19 protein-coding genes are annotated in these 18,145 nt (G+C 71.4%); 11 read left to right on the plus strand and 8 right to left on the minus strand.

The annotated features are described in order from the left end of the window. Positions 1-180: 180 nt before the first annotated feature. From ACFWGJ_RS00615 to ACFWGJ_RS00625, 3 genes are all read right to left on the minus strand, one after another. Positions 181-1,002, minus strand: a complete 822-nt coding sequence (locus ACFWGJ_RS00615) for an APH(3'') family aminoglycoside O-phosphotransferase (RefSeq protein ID WP_387320016.1) — start codon at positions 1,000-1,002, stop codon at positions 181-183. Between the two features lie 126 nt (positions 1,003-1,128). Further along, a complete protein-coding gene (locus tag ACFWGJ_RS00620) occupies positions 1,129-1,713 on the minus strand; it encodes a dihydrofolate reductase family protein (protein ID WP_387320017.1) in 585 nt (194 codons plus the stop codon). Between the two features lie 232 nt (positions 1,714-1,945). Continuing rightward, a complete protein-coding gene (locus tag ACFWGJ_RS00625; protein WP_387320018.1) occupies positions 1,946-2,356 on the minus strand; it encodes a RidA family protein in 411 nt (136 codons plus the stop codon). A 77-nt stretch (positions 2,357-2,433) separates the two neighbouring features. Between ACFWGJ_RS00625 and ACFWGJ_RS00630 the strand changes: the two genes are divergently transcribed. Then, positions 2,434-2,805, plus strand: a complete 372-nt coding sequence (locus ACFWGJ_RS00630; protein ID WP_387320019.1) for a winged helix-turn-helix transcriptional regulator — start codon at positions 2,434-2,436, stop codon at positions 2,803-2,805. A gap of 21 nt (positions 2,806-2,826) precedes the next feature. Here the strand turns inward: ACFWGJ_RS00630 and ACFWGJ_RS00635 are convergent, their stop codons facing one another. Then, positions 2,827-3,387, minus strand: coding sequence for a hypothetical protein (locus ACFWGJ_RS00635; RefSeq protein ID WP_387320020.1), 561 nt, complete (start codon positions 3,385-3,387; stop codon positions 2,827-2,829). A 109-nt stretch (positions 3,388-3,496) separates the two neighbouring features. Here ACFWGJ_RS00635 and ACFWGJ_RS00640 point away from each other — a divergent pair, with 109 nt between their 5' ends. Next, the gene (locus ACFWGJ_RS00640; RefSeq protein WP_387320021.1) at positions 3,497-4,681 is read left to right on the plus strand and encodes a serine hydrolase domain-containing protein; all 1,185 of its coding nucleotides are present in this window, start codon (positions 3,497-3,499) and stop codon (positions 4,679-4,681) included. Positions 4,682-4,790: 109 nt separating this feature from the next. On the opposite strand, the gene ACFWGJ_RS00645 is transcribed toward ACFWGJ_RS00640, so the two are convergent. Next, positions 4,791-6,005, minus strand: a complete 1,215-nt coding sequence (locus ACFWGJ_RS00645; RefSeq protein ID WP_387320064.1) for an amidohydrolase family protein — start codon at positions 6,003-6,005, stop codon at positions 4,791-4,793. 102 nt (positions 6,006-6,107) lie between these two features. On the opposite strand from ACFWGJ_RS00645, the gene ACFWGJ_RS00650 reads away from it, so the two are divergent. Beyond that, positions 6,108-6,575 carry a MarR family winged helix-turn-helix transcriptional regulator gene (locus tag ACFWGJ_RS00650; RefSeq protein ID WP_387320022.1) on the plus strand — a complete coding sequence of 156 codons (468 nt, stop codon included), beginning with the start codon at positions 6,108-6,110 and terminating at the stop codon, positions 6,573-6,575. 50 nt (positions 6,576-6,625) lie between these two features. Here the strand turns inward: ACFWGJ_RS00650 and ACFWGJ_RS00655 are convergent, their stop codons facing one another. After that, a complete protein-coding gene (locus ACFWGJ_RS00655; RefSeq protein ID WP_387320023.1) occupies positions 6,626-7,345 on the minus strand; it encodes a GntR family transcriptional regulator in 720 nt (239 codons plus the stop codon). 165 nt (positions 7,346-7,510) lie between these two features. On the opposite strand from ACFWGJ_RS00655, the gene ACFWGJ_RS00660 reads away from it, so the two are divergent. Genes ACFWGJ_RS00660 through ACFWGJ_RS00680 form a run of 5 tightly spaced genes read left to right on the plus strand, consistent with a single transcriptional unit; the run spans position 7,511 to position 13,393 of the window. Further along, the gene (locus ACFWGJ_RS00660; protein ID WP_387320024.1) at positions 7,511-8,569 is read left to right on the plus strand and encodes a BMP family protein; all 1,059 of its coding nucleotides are present in this window, start codon (positions 7,511-7,513) and stop codon (positions 8,567-8,569) included. After that, the gene (locus tag ACFWGJ_RS00665) at positions 8,566-10,287 is read left to right on the plus strand and encodes an ABC transporter ATP-binding protein (RefSeq protein ID WP_387320025.1); all 1,722 of its coding nucleotides are present in this window, start codon (positions 8,566-8,568) and stop codon (positions 10,285-10,287) included. The genes ACFWGJ_RS00660 and ACFWGJ_RS00665 overlap by 4 nt, the downstream gene beginning before the upstream one ends. A 52-nt stretch (positions 10,288-10,339) precedes the next feature. Further along, positions 10,340-11,419, plus strand: a complete 1,080-nt coding sequence (locus ACFWGJ_RS00670) for an ABC transporter permease (RefSeq protein ID WP_387320026.1) — start codon at positions 10,340-10,342, stop codon at positions 11,417-11,419. Next, entirely contained in the window at positions 11,416-12,339 is a 924-nt protein-coding gene (locus tag ACFWGJ_RS00675; RefSeq protein ID WP_387320027.1) for an ABC transporter permease, read from the plus strand. The genes ACFWGJ_RS00670 and ACFWGJ_RS00675 overlap by 4 nt, the downstream gene beginning before the upstream one ends. A 58-nt stretch (positions 12,340-12,397) precedes the next feature. Further along, positions 12,398-13,393: an ornithine cyclodeaminase family protein gene (locus ACFWGJ_RS00680; RefSeq protein WP_387320028.1), complete on the plus strand. Its 996-nt coding sequence runs from the start codon at positions 12,398-12,400 to the stop codon at positions 13,391-13,393. A 126-nt stretch (positions 13,394-13,519) separates the two neighbouring features. Here ACFWGJ_RS00680 and ACFWGJ_RS00685 read toward each other — a convergent pair whose 3' ends face one another. Both ACFWGJ_RS00685 and aztA read right to left on the minus strand, forming a co-directional pair. After that, the gene (locus tag ACFWGJ_RS00685) at positions 13,520-14,077 is read right to left on the minus strand and encodes a hypothetical protein (protein ID WP_387320029.1); all 558 of its coding nucleotides are present in this window, start codon (positions 14,075-14,077) and stop codon (positions 13,520-13,522) included. A gap of 110 nt (positions 14,078-14,187) precedes the next feature. Further along, the gene (aztA, locus tag ACFWGJ_RS00690) at positions 14,188-14,931 is read right to left on the minus strand and encodes a zinc ABC transporter ATP-binding protein AztA (RefSeq protein WP_387320030.1); all 744 of its coding nucleotides are present in this window, start codon (positions 14,929-14,931) and stop codon (positions 14,188-14,190) included. Between the two features lie 15 nt (positions 14,932-14,946). Between aztA and aztB the strand changes: the two genes are divergently transcribed. From aztB to aztC, 3 genes are read left to right on the plus strand one after another with little or no spacing between them, the layout of a single operon-like run. Continuing rightward, complete coding sequence (aztB, locus tag ACFWGJ_RS00695; protein WP_387320031.1) at positions 14,947-15,813, plus strand: zinc ABC transporter permease AztB; 867 nt, start codon at positions 14,947-14,949, stop codon at positions 15,811-15,813. A 20-nt stretch (positions 15,814-15,833) separates the two neighbouring features. Next, positions 15,834-17,060, plus strand: a complete 1,227-nt coding sequence (locus ACFWGJ_RS00700) for a hypothetical protein (RefSeq protein WP_387320032.1) — start codon at positions 15,834-15,836, stop codon at positions 17,058-17,060. Beyond that, positions 17,057-18,034: a zinc ABC transporter substrate-binding protein AztC gene (aztC, locus tag ACFWGJ_RS00705; RefSeq protein ID WP_387320033.1), complete on the plus strand. Its 978-nt coding sequence runs from the start codon at positions 17,057-17,059 to the stop codon at positions 18,032-18,034. Before ACFWGJ_RS00700 ends, aztC begins: the two co-directional genes overlap by 4 nt. Positions 18,035-18,145: the final 111 nt, after the last annotated feature.

An 18,145-nucleotide genomic window follows, 5' to 3' on the forward strand; every position in this document is an offset into this window, starting at 1 on the left:
GAGGCCAGCCGGGCGGAGGCGTCGCCCTGGTAATCAGCGTTGCCCCGGGTGGCATGTCCGGCCGGACAACGTGCGCTCCCGCGTCAGCGCGCAGGCGCACCTGCCGGTGGCAGGCCGCCGGCTCTCGACCGCGAGGCGAAGAGGCAGCGCAGCACCGGCGAGCGCGCCCCAGGAAGTCGATCAGCCCCAGGTGAGCGGGTCGAGATGGAGGTAGAACCGCAGTCGGTCGTGGTCGAGGGCGATGCCGTACCGCTCTGCGAAGGCCAGGTCCGCGTCCCGGGCCTGCTCCTCGTCCGTCCACGTCTCACGCGCGTTGGCGAGCAGCAGCGCCAGGTCGGCGTGGCGGTCGGCCGGTCCCAGGCGGCCCAGGTCGATGAAGCCCGAGACGTCCAGGGTCCGTGGATCGAGGATGATGTTGGGCAGGCACAGGTCCCCGTGGCACACGACCAGATCGACGGCTTCCTGCTCGCGCCGCCGCTCGACCTGCCGGGTGAGGCGTTCCAGCAACTCCGCGCCGGACGTCTGCCGCTGGTCGACGGGGAGGAACTCGGGGTTGACGGCGTCACGCGCCACGACGTCGCGGGCCAGGGCGACCATGGCGTCCAGCCCCCGGCGAAAGGGGCACTGGTTCACGGGCGTCGCGTGCAGTCCGCGGACCGCGTCCGCGATGCGTTCCCAGGCGACCCGCAGGTCCTCAGCGGGCACCTGATCGGCGGGCACGCCGGAGACAGCACTCGTCACCAGACACGAACCGGCGTCGCCGGACCGCCAGTCGAGCACTCGGGGGCCGGGTACACCCTGGTCGCTCAGCCATGTGCTCCGGTCACGCTCGGCCTCCAGGTCGGCCGCGTCCGCGGCAGGCACGCACTTGGCGTACCGGGTGGCGTCCGCGCTGCGAAAGACAGCCGCGCCCGACTCGCCCGCGGTGACAGGCAGCCACTCGGCATCCTCGACGCCGAGCAGCACCGGTGAGATGGTCCGGGCTGCGCGGCGATCACTCATGGCTTTCACTTTAGCCAGCCACCCACCTCCAGCCGGCCCCGCACGGGGACTTGCCCGCAGAGCTCGGCTCCGGCCGCGATGCGGCCGTCGACGCGGCAGGCCACGCGGCAGGCCACGGAGCACGTCTCAAGCGGTCTTCCCGGCGCCCCGCACCCGGTAGCGAAGGTGTGTGACGTCCCGGTCGTCCAGCCGCCGGACGAGGTCGAGTTCGATGTGCTCACCACCGAGGTGGTCGAAGAGCCGTCGGCCTCCTCCGAGGAGCACCTGAACCAGGTGGATCTCCATCTCGTCGAGGTGCCCGGCCCGGAGGAGCGCCTGGGCCGTGCCCGCCCCGTGGACCATGACCGGCCGGTCCCCCGCTGCCGCGCGAGCCTGACGGGCGCAGGCGTCGACATCGGTGACGAATTGCGCGTGGCCGGGTGGCACGTCCTCGTCGTCCACCCGGTGGGTGAGGACGAAGATCGGCACGCCGTCGTGATGGTCTCCCTGCCAGCGCCCGGCGAGTTCGAAGGTCCGGCGGCCGGAGATCAACGCGCCGGTCGCCAGGGCCTCGCGATAGACCTGTCCGCTGGGACCGTCGGATTCCCGGTCGTCGAGCCAGTTGAACAGACGTCCGCCGGCACGTCCGAGCTCCTGGCCCGGCCGGTCGTCCGGACCGGCGACGTAACCGTCGAGCGACATCGACATGTACAGCCGAATCGGATTGCGCATTCCGGTCTCCTTCTCTCCGCCATGACGTCGGCGGGACGGGATGTCACCAGGAAGACTTCGGACAGCCGGCAAACTCATCGGGCCCGACGCGCAGGTCCCGCAGGTCCCGCCGGACACACGGGCCGCGTCACGGCATGACATGACGCGGCACGGCATGAGATGGCGTATGGCGTGGCACGGCATGACATGGCGTGGCTTGGCACCGCACAACTGATCGGCACCGCCTCGACGATCACTCAAGGATTGCCGTTGCCTCGACCTCCACGAGGACATCCGGCTCGAAGAGGTAGTCGACACCGATGAGGGAGGCAGGGGGCATGGGAAGCCTGAGCCCGGTCTCCTCGGCTACGGCCTCCACACCGGCCATGAGATCGCCGATCTTCTCCGGGCTCCACCGGGTCACGTAGAACGTCAGACGCAGCACGTCCGCGAACGACGCGCCCGCGCCCGCCAGCCCGAGGGAGGTGTTGCGCAGCGCCTGGGCGACCTGTCCGGCCAGATCGTCGGGTGCGACCGGGGTTCCGTCGGCCTGGCGCGCGATCTGCCCGCTCACGTGGACATGCCGTGTCCCGGTGCCCACGGCGACGTGGTGGTACGGGGTCGGCCGCAGCATGCCTTCAGGGGTGAAGTGCTGAACAGTCATGGTCTTCTCGCTTCCGAACTAGGTATCGGTAAGCTACCTAGTGGAAGAAGGACACTTCAACGAGACCAGGTTTCGCCATGGATACCGCCGACGAACTCCGTATCGAGGCCCCGCACCGCGAACTGCTCGATCAGATCCTCGACAAGTGGTCGCTGAGCGTCCTCAACGAACTCTGCGAACGCCCGTGCCGCTTCAACGAACTGCGCCGGGCCATCCCCCAGGTCACCCAGAAATCGCTGACCGCCACGCTCCGGCGGCTGGAACGCAACGGCGTGATCGAACGCGAGGTCGTCTCCACCCGCCCCGTGGCGGTCATGTACCGGATCACACCGCTCGGCAAGACCCTGAGGGATCCCGTCGACGTGCTGCTGGCGTGGGCCTCACAGCACATGCCCGCCATCGAACAGGCACGCGGCGAATTCGACAGCCGGGAAGAGTCCGGCCTCTGAGAGAACCCCACGCAGGGTGCGTCACAGACGGACCGACGTCGACGTCCGCAGCACCTCTTCGTCGTCGGTGAGGACGCCGGACGCCGTCGCCCCGCCGAGGAGCGCGGTGACGAGTGCCGCCGCACCGGCAAGGGCCCACCGCGTCCGCCAGGACCTGGCCCGCGCCTGTGCGGCGACCGGGCGCGCGCTGCCCGCGGGCGTGGCATCCACAGGCACGGCCTCTGCGAGTGCGGGTGAGGGGACGGGTGCGCATACGGGGACGGGCACAGGGACAGGTACGGGCACGGGTACGGGTACGGGTACGAGCCGGCAAGCGATGTCGGTGCGGGCGTCCAGCCACGCCTCCGCCTCGTCGCCCCGGAGTCCGCAGGCCGCGACGAACGCCGCGACGAGTTCCTCACGGGGAAGGCGTTCCCTGCCGAGCATGGTCGCCGCCGTGGAGTACGGCAGGCTGTGGCCCGCGTCGGCCGCTTGGCGTTCCAGCCGGCGGTAGCTCAGTCCCGACCAGACCTTGAGCCGTCGCAGCGCCGCCACGAAGGCGGCCGCGTCGGTGTCCGGCGGGGTGGGCGGTGCGGTGGTCATGACAGCGGTCCCCCTGATGAGCTGGACGTACACGGGCTCGCACAAGCTCGAACACCATGACAGCTTGAGGAACGCCGGCATCGGCCGTCAACCTCGGTGCGCATAGCCGATGTTGGAGGTCATAGGCCATATGGGTCTGTCCCGCTGCCGTCGTACCCGGGTCGCCGTCACCGCCTTGGCGGCCCTGCTGATGCTGGGCGCGTGCTCCGAGGAGGGTGATGTCCCGCGGCCGGCCACCGGCTCCGCCGCGACCGCCGCTTCCAAGGAGCGCGGCGGGGAGTCGGTCGCCGACTTCCTCCACCGTGTCCTGCCTGCCGGGGCGGGCGGCACCGTGATCGCCGCACGCGGCGACGAACTCGCTTACTGCGGAGGCTTCGGGGCGGCGGACCGCGCCACCGGCACTCCCGCGAGCTGCCGCACCGTGTACGACGTCATGTCGATCACGAAGCAGTTCACGGCCGCCGCGATCCTGAAACTGGAGGTGATGGGACGGCTGCGGGTGAGCGACCGGATCAGCCGCTTCCTGGGGCCGGTGCCCGAGGGCAAGCGCGACATCACGATCGATCAGCTGCTCACGCACACCTCGGGTCTCGTGGAGGCGCTCGGCGACGACTACCAGCCCATCACGCGCGACGAACTGGTGCGCCGGGCACTGGCGTCGAAACCGCAGTCGGCCCCGGGGAAGGAGTTCCACTACTCGAACACCGGGTACAGCCTGCTCGCCGCAATCGTCGAGAAGGCGTCCGGGGAGGGATACGAGCCTTTCCTGGCCCGGCACTTGTTCACGCCGGCCGGTATGGACCGTACGGGATACGTCCTGCCCCGGTGGCCGCGGCACCTGGTCGCGGTGGAGTACGACAGCGAGGGGCGCAGCCAGGGCAGGCCCCTCGACCACCCCTGGGCCGCCGACGGGCCGTACTGGCATCTGCGGGGCAACGGCGGCATGCTCTCCACCGCCCAGGACATGTTCCGCTGGCACCGGGCGCTTTCGGGCGACGAGGTACTGCCGGAACAGGCCAGGAAGAAGCTGTTCGCGCCCCGCGTACGGGTGCCCGGCCTGGACGGCTCGTACGGGTACGGCTGGGCGGTCCGCGAAACCCCCGCCGGACGGACCGTATGGCACAACGGGGGCAACGACTGGTCACTCGCCTACCTGACGAGGTCACTGCGCGACGGCGTCCTGGTCTTCTGGGTCAGCAACCACGCCTACCAGAAAGGCAAATGGAACCTGGAGGACCAGGCGGAGAACCTGACACAGGGCATCACGAACCGAGTCCGCGCCGAGGCCCACTGAACCAGTCCCGGGGCACCGCCACCCGTAACTGCAAGCGCTGTTGCGGCGGCGGAACGCTTGAGTCCCTCTCCGAAGGGGCCGGAAGGGGCCTGAAGGGGAGGTTCTGCGGTCATGCCGCCAGGCGCGTGCCGCGGCGCCAGACCGCTCGGGTGTTGAGGGTGTCGCCGATGTCGGTGGTCGGGTCGCCGTCGACCAGGAGGAGGTCGGCGCGCAGGCCCTCGGCGACACGGCCCCTGTCGCTGAGGCGGAAGCGGCGGGCCGTGGTCGCCGTGGCCGCGCGCAGGGCCCGTTCGGGTGTGAGGCCGGCCGCCACCAGGTACTGCAGTTCGTGGTGCACGCTCGCGCCGTGCGCCAGGCCCCCGAAGAACGTCTCGGGCATGGAGACGTCCGTACCGGCCAGCACGTCGACGCCGGCGGCGTCCAGCGCGCGCACGGTGTCGTACACGTCGTCGAGCTTGCCCTGCGGGAAGCGGTTGTAGCTGGACCGCAGGGTCCGGTCCCACGCGTCGTCGAGGCGTGCGGCGACCCGGGGGTCGTCGGCGAGGGCGCTGCCGGTGATCCCCATCATCGAGGCGTTCAGGCTGATGCAGGGGATGACGAACATGCCCGCATCCTTGATGAGGGCGATGATCTCGGCGGTGTGCGGCTGGTCCATGAACACGTGGGTGAGGCCGTCGACGCCGGCTTCGGCCGCCATCCGGGTGGCCTCCACCGTCAGGGCGTGGGCCACGGTGAGGGCGCCGTACTTCTTGGCCTCGGCGACTCCGGCGTTCACGGTGGCCTGGTCGAGCGAGGGCAGCCCGGGGTGTCCCTCCACGCTGCCGTCGTCGATCATGAACTTGATGTAGTCGGATCCCCGGGCGAGGAGCTGCGGCACGAACGCGGCGGCCTCCTCGGGCGTGGTGGAGAACGGCATCAGGGGCATCACCGGGGGCAGGTCCCACTTGGGCCGGAACCCTTCTGGCATCAGCTCGCTCGGGTGTCCGCCGGGCGGTGTGATGGCGAAGCCGGAGGAGCGCACGTCGGCCTGCGTGTCGTCATCGGTGACGGCCCCCCGGTTCTCGCGGGTGTTCATCCCCTGCATCTCCAGTTCGGTCGTCACCCCGAACCGCAGGGCGAGCGCCAGGGACCCCGGAGCGGAGTGCACATGAGCGTCGATGAGCCCCGGCAGCAGAGTCGCGCCGCTGCCGTCGACGATCTCGCTGCCCTGCGGAGCGTCGCCGCCGACGCGGGCGATCCTCCCGTCCTCGATGACAACGGTCCGTACGCCGACCGTCTTCTCTCCGTCGAAGATCTGCGCGCCTGTGATCGCGGTGAGCGCCATGGCGGTCCGCCTCATTTCCCAGCTCGTTCGGTATTTACATACCTAATGCTATGCACTTATTGAAAGGTATGCAAATGAGCCGGCCGGGCCTAGACTCAGCACATGAGCAGCACGTCCTCCTCCGAGCGGCCCGCCGACGACCCGACGCTGGATCAGATCGGCCCGGCGCTGTCCCGTCTGCGGCGCCGCACTCCGGCATCGAGTAAGGACCTCTCCCGCAACCTCGTGCTCAACGTCATCGCCGACGCGCCGGGCGAGACGACCGTCGGCGGGCTCGCCGCCGAGATGGGCGTGGCACAGCCGGTGGCCAGCCGGACCGTCGCCGCCTGCATAGAGGACGGGCTGCTGCGTCGGGCGGCGTCCCAGGCCGACGGACGGCGTACCGTGCTCGAACTCACCGAGCACGGCGAGGCCGAACGCAACCGCTTCGCCGCCGAGCAGCGAAAAGCGTTCCTGGAGATCACCGCCGCCTGGGCACCGGAGGAGCGGACCCAGTTCGCACGCCTCCTGACACGGTACGGAGCCGACGCCACCGCCTGGTCCAGGAAACAGAACCCGAGCCGCGACTGATCGAGCAGCGCCCCGGGACGGGGGCACGGCCGGGCGTCCAGGCGCTCGGTTCAGCGGCGGCGCCGGCGGCGGGCCGCGACCGCCTCCGGGTCGAGCTGCGGGTCCGTCCACTCGGCGGCCAGGTCGAGACTCGTCTGCCGGCCGGCCGCGATGTGGTCGTGCGCGAGGGCCGCGGCCCGGTCGCCGTCCCCCGCCCGGATCGCGTCGTACAACTCCTCGTGCTCGCTGCACTGTTGGGCCGGGTCCCGCTGGGCGGTGAGACGGAACAACCAGTGCGTACGCGCCTCAAGGGGGCGCATGATGCCGGTCAGGAGCGGGTTGTCGGCGAGGTCGACGATGTCGATGTGGAAGCCCGCGTTGGCGGCGGCAATGGCGTCGCGGTCACCGTCGCGGGTCGCGGTGCGGGCACTGTCGAGCCGGTCGGCAAGCCGCTTGAGGCCGGCGCTGTCGGCACGTTCGGCCGCCAGCCGGGCGGCGAGTGACTCCAGGGATTCCCGCACGTCGAACAGGTTCCGTACGTCGGCGGGGGTGAACGGGGCGACCAGGGCGCCGCGGTGGGGTACGAGGAGGACCAGGCCGTCGGCCTCCAGCAGCCGCAGGGCCTCCCGCAGCGGAATCCGGGAGACCTGCAGTTCGGCGGCGAGGTCGCGTTCCACCAGGCGCTGCCCGGGCCGCAGTTCGGCCTCGACGATCCGTTGACGCAGCGAGTCGTAGGCACGCTGGCGCAGGTATCCGCGCGGCTCCGCGGGCGGTCCGGCGCTCTTGACCACGGGTTTCCTCCAGTTTCCGGGACTGCTCACTCTAGGCCGCCGCCCGGCAGGCGCAGCGAGTGCTAACCGCGCCCTAACACCGCTGAAACACAGGGCTTCCACACTGAGTGCCACTTAACGGTATACCAGTAACTGGCTCTCGGCCCTGTCCCCCGGAGGCACTCGATGCCGCAGTCCCGTCCCCTCGTCCGCACCCGTTCCCGCGCCCGTTCCCGCGCTCGCTCCGGGGCCCGCGGCTTCGACCGTGCGCTGGCCTGTGCCGCCGCGTTCGGCGGGCTCGTCGCGCTCACCGGATGCGGCGGATCCCCGTCGGCGAGCACCGCCGACAGCACGTTCAAGGTGGGCGTGCTCTTCCCCGGCTCGCTCTCCGACGACGGCTTCATGGAGTCGGCGTACCGCGGCTATCAGCGGGCCGCGAAGAAGCACGACGGCACGATCGCGTTCAGCAAGGTCGAACAGGTCACCACCGCCGACTACGAGCAGGCCCTCGTCCGCTTCGCCACCGACTCGGACCTCGTCATCTCCCTCGGCGGGCAGACCGACGCCGCCGTACGGAAGGTCGCCGCGCGGTTCCCCGACGTGAAGTTCGCCGAGATCGGCGGCCCCGCCGACGCCGAGCCGCTCGACAACCTCGCGCTCTACGACCCCCAGCAGGCCGAGGCCGCCTATCTGTCGGGGGCCGCCTCCGCCCTGCTGTCCGAGAAGGACACGGTGGCGTTCGTCGGCGGCGCGGAACTGCCCGCCATCGTCAACGCGGCCAAGAACTTCGCCGACGGCGCCAAGGCCGCCGACCCCGGGGTGAAGGTCCTCGCAACCCAGTACGTCGGCGACTTCAACGACGCCGCCAAGGCCAAACAGTCCGCGCTCGCCGACTTCGGCGCCGGTGCCGACGTCCTCGGCCAGATCCTCAACCTCGGCCACAAGGGCCTCGCCCAGGCGGCCGCGCAGAGCGACGGCTCCCTCATCGGCGGTCCGATCGCCCACCCGTGCTCCTCGGACGCGGCATACGCCGGGTACGTCGAGACGGACATCGGCGCGGAGATCGAGTACGCGGCCGACCACCTCGCCGCCGACACCTGGAAGGCGGAGTCGGTCCACTTCGGGCTGACCTTCGAAGAGCCGCACAACGACATCGTGCTGTGCGGCAAGCCGCCCGCGGCGACCGCGAAGAAGCTCGACGCGCTCAAGGCGAAGATCGCAGCCGGGGAGATCAGGACCCGATGAGCACGTCAGCAGGCCGCGAACCGCGGGTCCCCGCCCTGGAGATCAGGGACCTCACCAAGTCCTTCGGCTCCGTGCACGCGCTGCGGGACATCACGCTGACCGTCGAGTCCGGCACCGTGCACTGCGTGCTGGGCGAGAACGGCGCCGGCAAGTCGACGCTGTGCCATCTCGTCGGCGGTTCACTCGCCCCGGACACCGGCACCCTGCGCCTGTACGGGCAGCCGTACGCGCCGCGCCGCCCGGCCGACGCGCTCGGCGCCGGGATCGCCATGGTCCACCAGCACTTCAGCCTCGTACCCACACTCACCGTGGGCGAGAACCTGCGGCTGCTGCGGCTGCCCGATCTCGTCCGGCGGGTGGACCGGGTCGCCGACGAGTACGGGCTGGTGCTCGATCTCGGCGCCCGGGTCGCCGAACTGCCCGTGGGACTGCGCCAGCGGGTGGAGATCGTCAAAGCTCTGCTGCGCGAGCCGCGGTTGCTGCTGCTCGACGAGCCGACGGGTGTCCTCGACCCGGCCGGCACAAAAGCCCTGCTGGCGACCTGCCGGTCGATCGCGGACCGGGGCGGCGCGGTCGTCCTCATCACCCACAAGCTCGGTGAGGTCGCGCGGACCGGTGACACGGCGACGGTGCTGCGCGGCGGCCGGGTCGTCGGGGGCGGTCCGCTCACGGACCTGGCCCCCGAGCGGCTGGTCCCCCTGATGATCGGCCGCCCCGCCGATTCCCTGGACCCGGCGCTGTCCGGCACGATAGGCCTGGCCGGCCCCGCTGCGGCGCTCCGCTCCCCCTCCGCCGACCCCGACGGCGGCACCGCCGCCCGGACCCCCACGGAACCCACGACCGCCTCCGCCACCCACCAGGGACCGCCCGCACTGCGGATCGACGGCCTCACCGTGCGCGGTGCCGACGGGACGCCCGTCCTCGACGACGTCCGGCTGGAGGTGGAGCCCGGGCACATCGTGGGAATCGCCGGTGTCGAGGGCAACGGGCAGAGCGAGCTCATGGCCATGCTCGGCGGTTCCCGCACCCCGGACTCGGGCTCCTTGACGCTCGGCGCCGCCGACATCACCCGGGCCGCTCCCCGGCGCAGGACCGCGGCCGGACTGGGCGTCGTGCCCGAGGACCGTCACCACGACGGCTGTGTCCCGGAGCTGTCCGTGACGGACAACCTCTTCCTCGGACGGCTCGGCCGGTTCCGCCGCGGCGGGCTGTTCCTGGACCGGCCCGCGATGCGCCGGGCGGCCCAGGACGTGCTGTCCGCCCATGACATCAGGGCGGACAGCCCGGACGCCCCGATGTCCACGCTGTCCGGCGGCAACCAGCAGAAAGTCGTGCTGGCACGGGAACTCGCCCTCAACCCCTTGGTGTGTCTCGCCGCCGCGCAGCCCACCCGCGGTCTCGACGTCGGCGCGGTGGACGCCGTCCACACCCGGATCCGCGAGGCCGCGGCCCGGGGCGCCGGGGTCCTGGTCGTCTCCTCGGAACTGGACGAACTCCTCGCCCTGTGCGACCGCGTGGTCGTCGCCTACCGGGGCCGGCTGTCCGCGCCCGTCGACACCGGCGCGCCGACGGCCCGGGAGCACATCGGACACCTGATGCTCGGCGCCGAGGCCGCGCCCGACCCCGTAACGCCGGAACTCGTGGGAGCGGATTCCGCTCCCCCGGCGCACGGGGCGCCCGCGGCACATGTCTCGCCCATCGCCCCACCCCTGCCCTGACTCCGGCGTCCCACCGCCACCCCCTCGCACCCCTTTTCGCGCAAGGACCGTCATGACCCTCTCCCTCGCCCCACCCCGCCTGCTCTCCCGGCTGCGCCATCCCCTGTCGCTGGCCACCGGTGCCGCGATCCTGACCTTCGGGGTCGGCGCGGTGCTCGTCGTCGCCGCGGGCACCGACCCCTCGACCGCCTGGGCCGCCCTCGACGAGGGCATGTTCGGGTCCGCGTACTCCGTCGGCACCTCCCTGAACTCGGCGGCCGTGCTCGCCCTGATCGCCACCGGCTTCAGCGTGGCGCACCGGGCGGGGCTGGTGAACGTGGGCGGCGAAGGGCAGTTGTGCGCGGGCGGACTCGCCGCCGCGGCCACCGGACTGGCCCTGCCCGCCCAGGTCCCGGCCGCGGTCGGCGTACCGCTGACCCTGCTCGCCGGGTTCCTGGGCGGCGCCGGATGGGCGTGGATCGCCGCGCTGCTGAAGACCCGGCGCGGCACCAGCGAGGTCATCACGACACTCCTGCTGAACTTCGTGGGCGCGGGCGCGGTGTCGGTGGCCGTGCACGAGGAGGGACTGCTGCGGCAGCCGGTCACCTCATCGGAGACACTGCCCCAGTCGCAGGCGCTCGCGGAGGGCGCCCGGCTCCCCCTGGTCGCCGGGACGCAGTCGCCCGCGACGGCGATCGTGGTCGTCGCGGCCGTCGCCGTCGTCGTGACCGCCGTCGTCCTGCGGTACACCGGGACCGGCCTCAAGCTGACGTCGGTGGGCCACTCCCCCGCAGCGTCCGCGCGGCTCGGACTGCCGGTGTCCCGTCTCCAGGAGGGCGGGCTCGCGGTCGCGGGCGGCCTCGCGGGGCTCGCCGGTGCCTGTCTGGTGGCGAGCGCGCCGTACGTGCTGGCGGAGCACTTCTCCTCCGGGTACGGCTTCACGGGGCTTGTCGTGGGCCTGCTGGCGCGCGGCTCGCTGATCGCGGTGGCCGCCGTCTCCCTGCTGCTGGGCTTCCTCACCAGCGGCGGCATCAACCTGCAGCTCGCGGCAGGGGTGCCCGCGTCGTCGGTGCAGATCGTGCAGAGCGTCCTGGTGCTGCTGATCGCGGCGGCGATGCTGTGGAGCAACCGCCGTGCGGGAGGTGCCGTATGAGCGCCGTGCTCGACGAACTCGCCGCGGGCGGGGTCCGCCTCGCGGTGCCGCTGCTGCTCGCCTCGGCCGGTGAACTGCTCAGCGAACGCGCGGGAGTTCTCAATCTGTCGGTCGAAGGGATGATGCTCACCGGCGCGTTCGCGGGTGCGGCCGGCGCGCTCGCCTCCGGGAGCGCGGTCGTGGGGGTGGGCACCGCGCTCGTCGCGGGTCTGGCCGTCGCGCTGCTCCAGGCGGTGCTGAGTGTCACCCTGCGGGCCGACCAGATCGTCACGGGCATCACGATCAACGCCCTGGCTCTCGGCGGCACGACCTACGCGGCGCGGCTGTGGTTCGGCGACGGCGGCGCCGACTCGGTGCCCGGCTTCGACCCGCTGCCGGTACCGGTCCTCAGGGACATCCCGGTCCTTGGGCCCGCCCTCTTCCAGCAGAGCGCCCTCGGCTACACGGCGTTCGCCGTCACGGCCGTACTCGCCGTCGCCGGAGCCCGGCGTACGGCCTGGGGGCTGGCGGTCGACGCGGTCGGGGAGGACGCGACCACCGCGGACCGGTGCGGGCTGCCCGTACGGGCCGTGCGGTACGGCGTCGTCCTGCTGACCGGCGCCACCTCGGCCCTGGCGGGCGCGCAGCTCGCGCTGTCGGAGGTGCACTCCTTCAGCGACAACCTCACGGCCGGTGTGGGCTATCTGGCCGTCGTCACGGTGATCGCCGGACGCTGGCGGGCCTGGCCCACCATGCTGGCCTGCCTGTTCTTCGGCACCGCGCAGGCCCTCCAGTTCGCCGCGCCCGCGCTCGGACTCCATGTGTCCGCGCCACTGCTCACCACACTGCCGTACGTGTTCGCCCTGCTGGCGGTCAGCGGTCTGGTCGGCCGCAGCAGGGCGCCGTCGGCGCTCACCGTGCCGTTCGTACGCGGCACATGACGCCGCCCTGCCTTCACCGATCCCCCCACCCCACCAGACGTACCGGAGACAGCCGACGATGACCCTGATCCTGAACCGCTCCGACATCCGCGGCCTGCTCGAACACGCCACCGCCGAGGTGGAGGCGGCGGTGGAACAGGCCCACCGCGATCTCAGCCGCGGACGGGTGTCCCTGCCCGCACCACCCGCTCTGGACCTGCCCGGCTCGGACGGCACGTTCCTGCCCATGGCCGCCGTGTCCGCACCCGCGGGCCTGGCCTCGGTCAAGCTCCTCGCGGATCTGCCCGCCAACCGGGAGCGCGGGCTGCCCGTGCAGCGCTCGACGGTCCTGGTCCTGTCGGCCCGGACCGGGGAGGCCGAGGCCGTCCTCGACGGGGCTCTGATCACCCGGTTCCGTACGGCCGCCGCGACCGCCGTCGCCACCCGGCTGCTGGCCCGGCCGAACGCCCAGGTCCTCGGCCTGGTCGGGACGGGGCCACTGGCCCTGGCCCATGCGCGGGCGCTGTCGAGCGTACGGGACTGGAAGTCGGTGGTGGTGTGGGGCCGCACCCCCGCCAACGGCGCCGCCCTCGTGGACCGGATCTCGGCCGAACTGGGTCTGCACGCCGAGTTGTTGCCCGGTCCTCGCGAGGTGACGGAAGCGGCGGACGTGCTGTGCACCCTCACGCCGTCCCGGGAGCCCGTGATCGAGGGCGGGTGGCTGCACCCGGGAACCCATGTCAACGCGGTGGGCGCGCCGCCCCGCCCCGACCACCGGGAGATCGACACCGCGGGGATCGTACGCTCCCGGCTGGTCGTCGACTCCTTCGCCACGGCCCGCCGCAAGTCGGGCGAGGTGCTGATCCCCCTGGCCGAAGGCGCGCTCACGGAAGCCGACTTCGACCGGGAGCTGGGGGATGTGCTCGAAGGACTCGTACCGGCGCGCACGGCGGACGACGAGATCACTCTCTTCGACTCGGTGGGCGTGGGACTCCAGGACCTGGCCGTGGCCCGCCTGCTGATCGACCTCGCCACGGAGTCCGGGACGGGCACCCGGACCGACCTGGCAGCCTGACACCGAGTCCGCGACCGGACCCGCCGCCCCGGGCCGGCACCCCCGTCAGCCGTCAGGGAGACATGACCGGCGGGGGCGCCGGCCACGTTCGGACACGGGTCGAGGACGGCTTGGCGGCCCAGACCGTCACGGTCCGTCGGACAGCCTCGATCGGCCGTCCGCCAGCGTCTGAGCTGCGTCGAGCACGTCGCTCACCACCTCGGCCAGCGGCCTGGACGCATCGATGACCGTCGACCCACGGCCTTCATGGATCGACTGCAGCAACGGATTCCATTTCAGGGCCGCCGCCAGTTCTTCGGGATGCCGGCCGAAGGTGTTCGTGGTGCGGGTCGCGAGCCGGTGGCGGAGTGTGTCCTCGTCGATCACCAGACACACGGTGAGGTCGAACAGATCGCGGACGTCCGCCTCGTTCTCCGCAGTCCCGCACAGGAACGCGACCCGGGAACGCGACTCCTCGACGAGGGCTTCGACCCGCTCGCGAACGATCACCCACCCGTACCGACCGAGCCACCCCTCCGGAACCGGATCCGGAGGATCGACCACGACCTCCCCCGTGGCCCGGTCGATCCAGCGACTGAAACCGTCCTCGTCGGCGTCGAGCGAGACATGGCCACGCGCCCGCAACACCCCACCGACCGTGGACTTTCCCGTACCTGAATTGCCCGTCACCCACACCAACGCCATGCCGCCAGCCTAGACATCTCTCAGTGGACGACGGACACGATCCGGCAGGCCGGCTTCCCGCCGTCGACCATCTGGAGTTGTGTCGCGGCGCCGCCCCTTCCCGCGTCCTCTCAGAGTGTTTGCCACAGGCGGGCCAGCGCGGGCTCCGTCAGTACCTCGTGGGGGTGGCCCTGTCCGACGAGGCGGCCGTCCTGGAGCAGGAGGCAGGCGTCTGCCCGGCGTGCGACCTCCAGGTCGTGTGTGGCCTGGACGACTGTCACCCCGTCGGCGACGAGCGCCGTCAGCAGTGTCTCGATGCGTTCCCTCGCCTCCGGGTCGAGGCCAGAGGTCGGTTCGTCGAGGAGCAGCAGGTCCGACTCCTGCGCCAACCCCTGTGCGATGAGCGTGCGTTGGCGCTGTCCGCCCGACAGTTCCCCGAGTTGGCGTGAGGCGAGGTCGCCGACGCCGAGCCGGTCGAGCGCTGCGTCCACGACCGTACGGTCCCGGCGGTTCAGCCGGCGCCATGGCCCGCGCCGGCCCCAGCACCCCATCTCCACGGTCTGCCGGACGGTGAGCGGCAGGCTGTCTCCGACGGCTCCGCGCTGCGGTACGAACGCGGGGTGCCGTTCTCCGGCGTGGTGCAGTTCGCCGGATGTCGGATGGATCACACCTGCGAGGACGCCGAGCAGGGTCGACTTGCCGCTTCCGTTCGGTCCGACGAGCGCCGTCATGGTCAATTTCGTTATGCCCGCGCTGAGTTGGTGCAGCACGGGGCGTCCCGGATAGCCGGCGTGCAGGTCGGTGAAGCGGATGTGTGCGGTCCGCGCCGGGTGCGGGGTGGGTGACTCGCGAGGTGTTTTGAACATGATTTTCATTGTAGTGTCCCCGGCATGGAATGGTTGACGGCCCCGTTCGAGGTCACCTTCGTGCAGCGAGCCCTGTGGGGCGGAATCCTGGTGTCCGCGATCTGCGCGCTGGCGGGCACCTGGGTGGTGCTGAGGGGGATGGCCTTCCTCGGGGACGCCATGTCCCACGGCCTGCTGCCGGGGGTCGCGCTGGCCGCACTGTTCGGCGGGAACCTGCTGGTCGGCGCGGTGGCCAGCGCCGCCGTCATGACGGCAGGGGTGACCGCGCTGGGGCGTACACGGAGGCTGTCCCAGGACACCGGGATCGGCTTGCTGTTCGTCGGCATGCTCTCGCTCGGCGTGATCATCGTGTCGCGGTCGCAGTCCTTCGCGGTGGACCTGACCGGTTTCCTGTTCGGTGACGTCCTCGCCGTCAGACAGCAGGACCTCCTCCTGCTCACGGCAGCACTGGGCGCGGCACTGGTGGTGTCGGTCCTCGGCCACCGCGCCTTCCTGGCCCTGGCGTTCGACTCACGCAAGGCCCAGACCCTCGGTCTGCGCCCGCGCCTGGCCCACGCCGTGCTGCTCGGCCTGCTCGGTCTCGCGATCGTCGCCTCTTTCCACATCGTGGGAACGCTGCTGGTCCTCGGCCTGCTCATCGCCCCGCCGGCCGCGGCCCTGCCCTGGGCGCGCAGCGTCCACGGGGTCATGGTCCGCGCGGCACTCCTCGGCGCCACCGCCACGTTCGGGGGCCTGCTGCTGTCCTGGCATCTGAGCACCGCGGCCGGCGCGACCGTCTCGGCCCTCGCGGTGAGCCTGTTCTTCCTCTCGCACCTGGCGTCCGGTCTGCGTCACCGCACGGCCCGCCCCTCCCCCGCCCCCTCCCCTGTCCCCGCCCTCGAAGCCAACTGAAAGAAGCCTGAGCGATCGTCATGACCGTCCGCAGAAACGTCACTCCGTGGGCTTCGGCCGCACTGGTACTCACCGCGTTGCTCGTCACGAGCTGCGCACGGGAGAAGGACAACGACGCACAACCCGCGGCACGTTCCTCGTCCCCCACGGCGCACGGGTACGTGGAGGGGGCGCAGGAAGCCGCCGAACAGCAGTCCCGGCTGATCCTCAACGACCCCGCCGACGGAGCCGGCCGGGTCCTCGACCTCATCACCGGCAAGGTGCACAAGACGGATTCGGCAGAAGGCGCGAACCGGCTCGGCACGGACGGAAGGTTCGGCTACCTCCACACCTCCGACGGCACGCACGTGCTCGACAGCGGCGCCTGGACGGTGGACCACGGGGACCACGTCCACTACTACAGCGCGGCGATACGGGACGTCGGCGAGCTGCCCGGGAGCCGCGGCGCACAGGTGCGCAGCGATGTCGTCGTCACCGCGGTGACCGACCACGCAGGGAAGACCGTCCTGTACGACCGGAGCAAGCTGGAGAAGGGCAAGATCGCTGCTTCCCTGACGCTGCCGGGCACGTACACCGGCGCCGTCGTGCCCTTCGGGGAACACCTTCTCGCCCTCACCGACGAAGGCGACACCTCCCGGCTCGTCGTACTCGATCGCAAGGGCGAGCGGGTGGCCTCGCCGGACGCGGACTGCGAGAGGCCGCGGGGGGACGCCGTCACCCGGCGCGGTGTCGTCCTGGGCTGCGCCGACGGCGCTCTGCTCGTGCGTGCCGAGGACGGTGCCTTCACCGCCGAGAAGATCCCCTACAGCGGTGACGTGCCCGCGAAGGAGCGGGCCACCGTCTTCCGCCAGAGGGCCGGCAGCGACACCCTCACCGCACCGGCCGGGGGCGACGCCGTGTGGGTTCTCGACGTCACCGAAAAGACCTGGACCCGCGTGGACACCGGGCCCGTCGTCGCCGCCACCACCGCCGGGGAGGGATCTCCCCTGCTCGTCCTGGAGACCGACGGCTCGCTGCACGGCTACGACATCGCCGGCGGACAGCACATCACACGGACCGAGCAGCTCCTGACCGGACAGGAGCGGACCGGCAGCGCGCCCGTCATCGAGGTCGACCGCAGCCGCGCCTACGTCAACGACCCCCGGGGCAAGAAGGTGTACGAGATCGACTACAACGACAACCTGCGCGTGGCACGCTCCTTCGACCTGGACATCGAGCCGGTCCTCATGGCGGAGACGGGCCGATGAAGTGGGCCGCGACGAAGCGACGCGTACGGGTGCGTGTGGCACGACTGCGCAGTCTGAGCGTGGGCCTGCTCGCCCTGATGACGATCGCCGCCGCCTCGGGATGTACGGCGGAGACGGATCAGCCCGGCATCGTGGTCACCACCAACATCCTCGGTGACATCACCCGCGAGATCGTGGGTGACGAGGCCGACGTGACCGTGCTGATGAAGCCCAACGCCGACCCGCACTCCTTCGGGCTGTCGGCGGTACAGGCCGCCGAGCTGGAACGGGCCGACCTGGTCGTCCACAACGGACTGGGGCTTGAGGCGAACGTCCTGCGCCATGTGGACGCGGCCCGCGAGTCCGGCGTCGCCACCTTCGCGGCCGGGGAAGCGGTCGACCCGCTCACCTTCCACACTGCCGACGACGGCGGCCCCTCGGACGAGGAGGGGCAGCCCGACCCGCACTTCTGGACCGACCCGGACCGGGTGCGCAAGGCCGTCCGTCTGATGGCCGACCAGGTGATCGAGCACGTCGACGGCGTGGACGAGTCGGTGATACGCGCCCGGGCCGACCGCTACGGCGACGAACTCACGGACCTCACCGCCTGGATGGAGAAGTCCTTCGACCGCATCCCCGAGGACGGACGTGCCCTGGTGACCAACCACCACGTCTTCGGTTACCTCGCCGACCGCTTCGGCTTCGAGGTGATCGGCGCGGTGATCCCCAGCGGTACGACGCTGGCCTCACCCAGCTCCTCCGACCTGCGCTCGCTGACCGTGGCGATGCAACAGGCGGGCGTACGTACCGTGTTCGCCGACTCCTCACAGCCCACCCGGCTCGCGGAGGTCCTGCGCTCGGAACTGGGCGGGCGGGTCCAGGTCGTCGAGCTGTACTCGGAGTCGCTGACCGCGAAGGGCGAGGGCGCCGACACCTACCTGCGGATGATGCGCGCCAACACCACCGCCATGACCGAGGGTCTGACCGCCCCATGACGGACGCCTGACGGACACCTGACCGACGCGTGAAACAGAGCCCTGGCGGACCGATGCCTGAAACAGGGCCCTGACGGTCGGCTGACCACCGCGCATCACCGTCCCCACCAC

Source organism: Streptomyces sp. NPDC060205, assembly GCF_042728395.1.
In the GTDB taxonomy this organism is placed as follows: domain Bacteria; phylum Actinomycetota; class Actinomycetes; order Streptomycetales; family Streptomycetaceae; genus Streptomyces.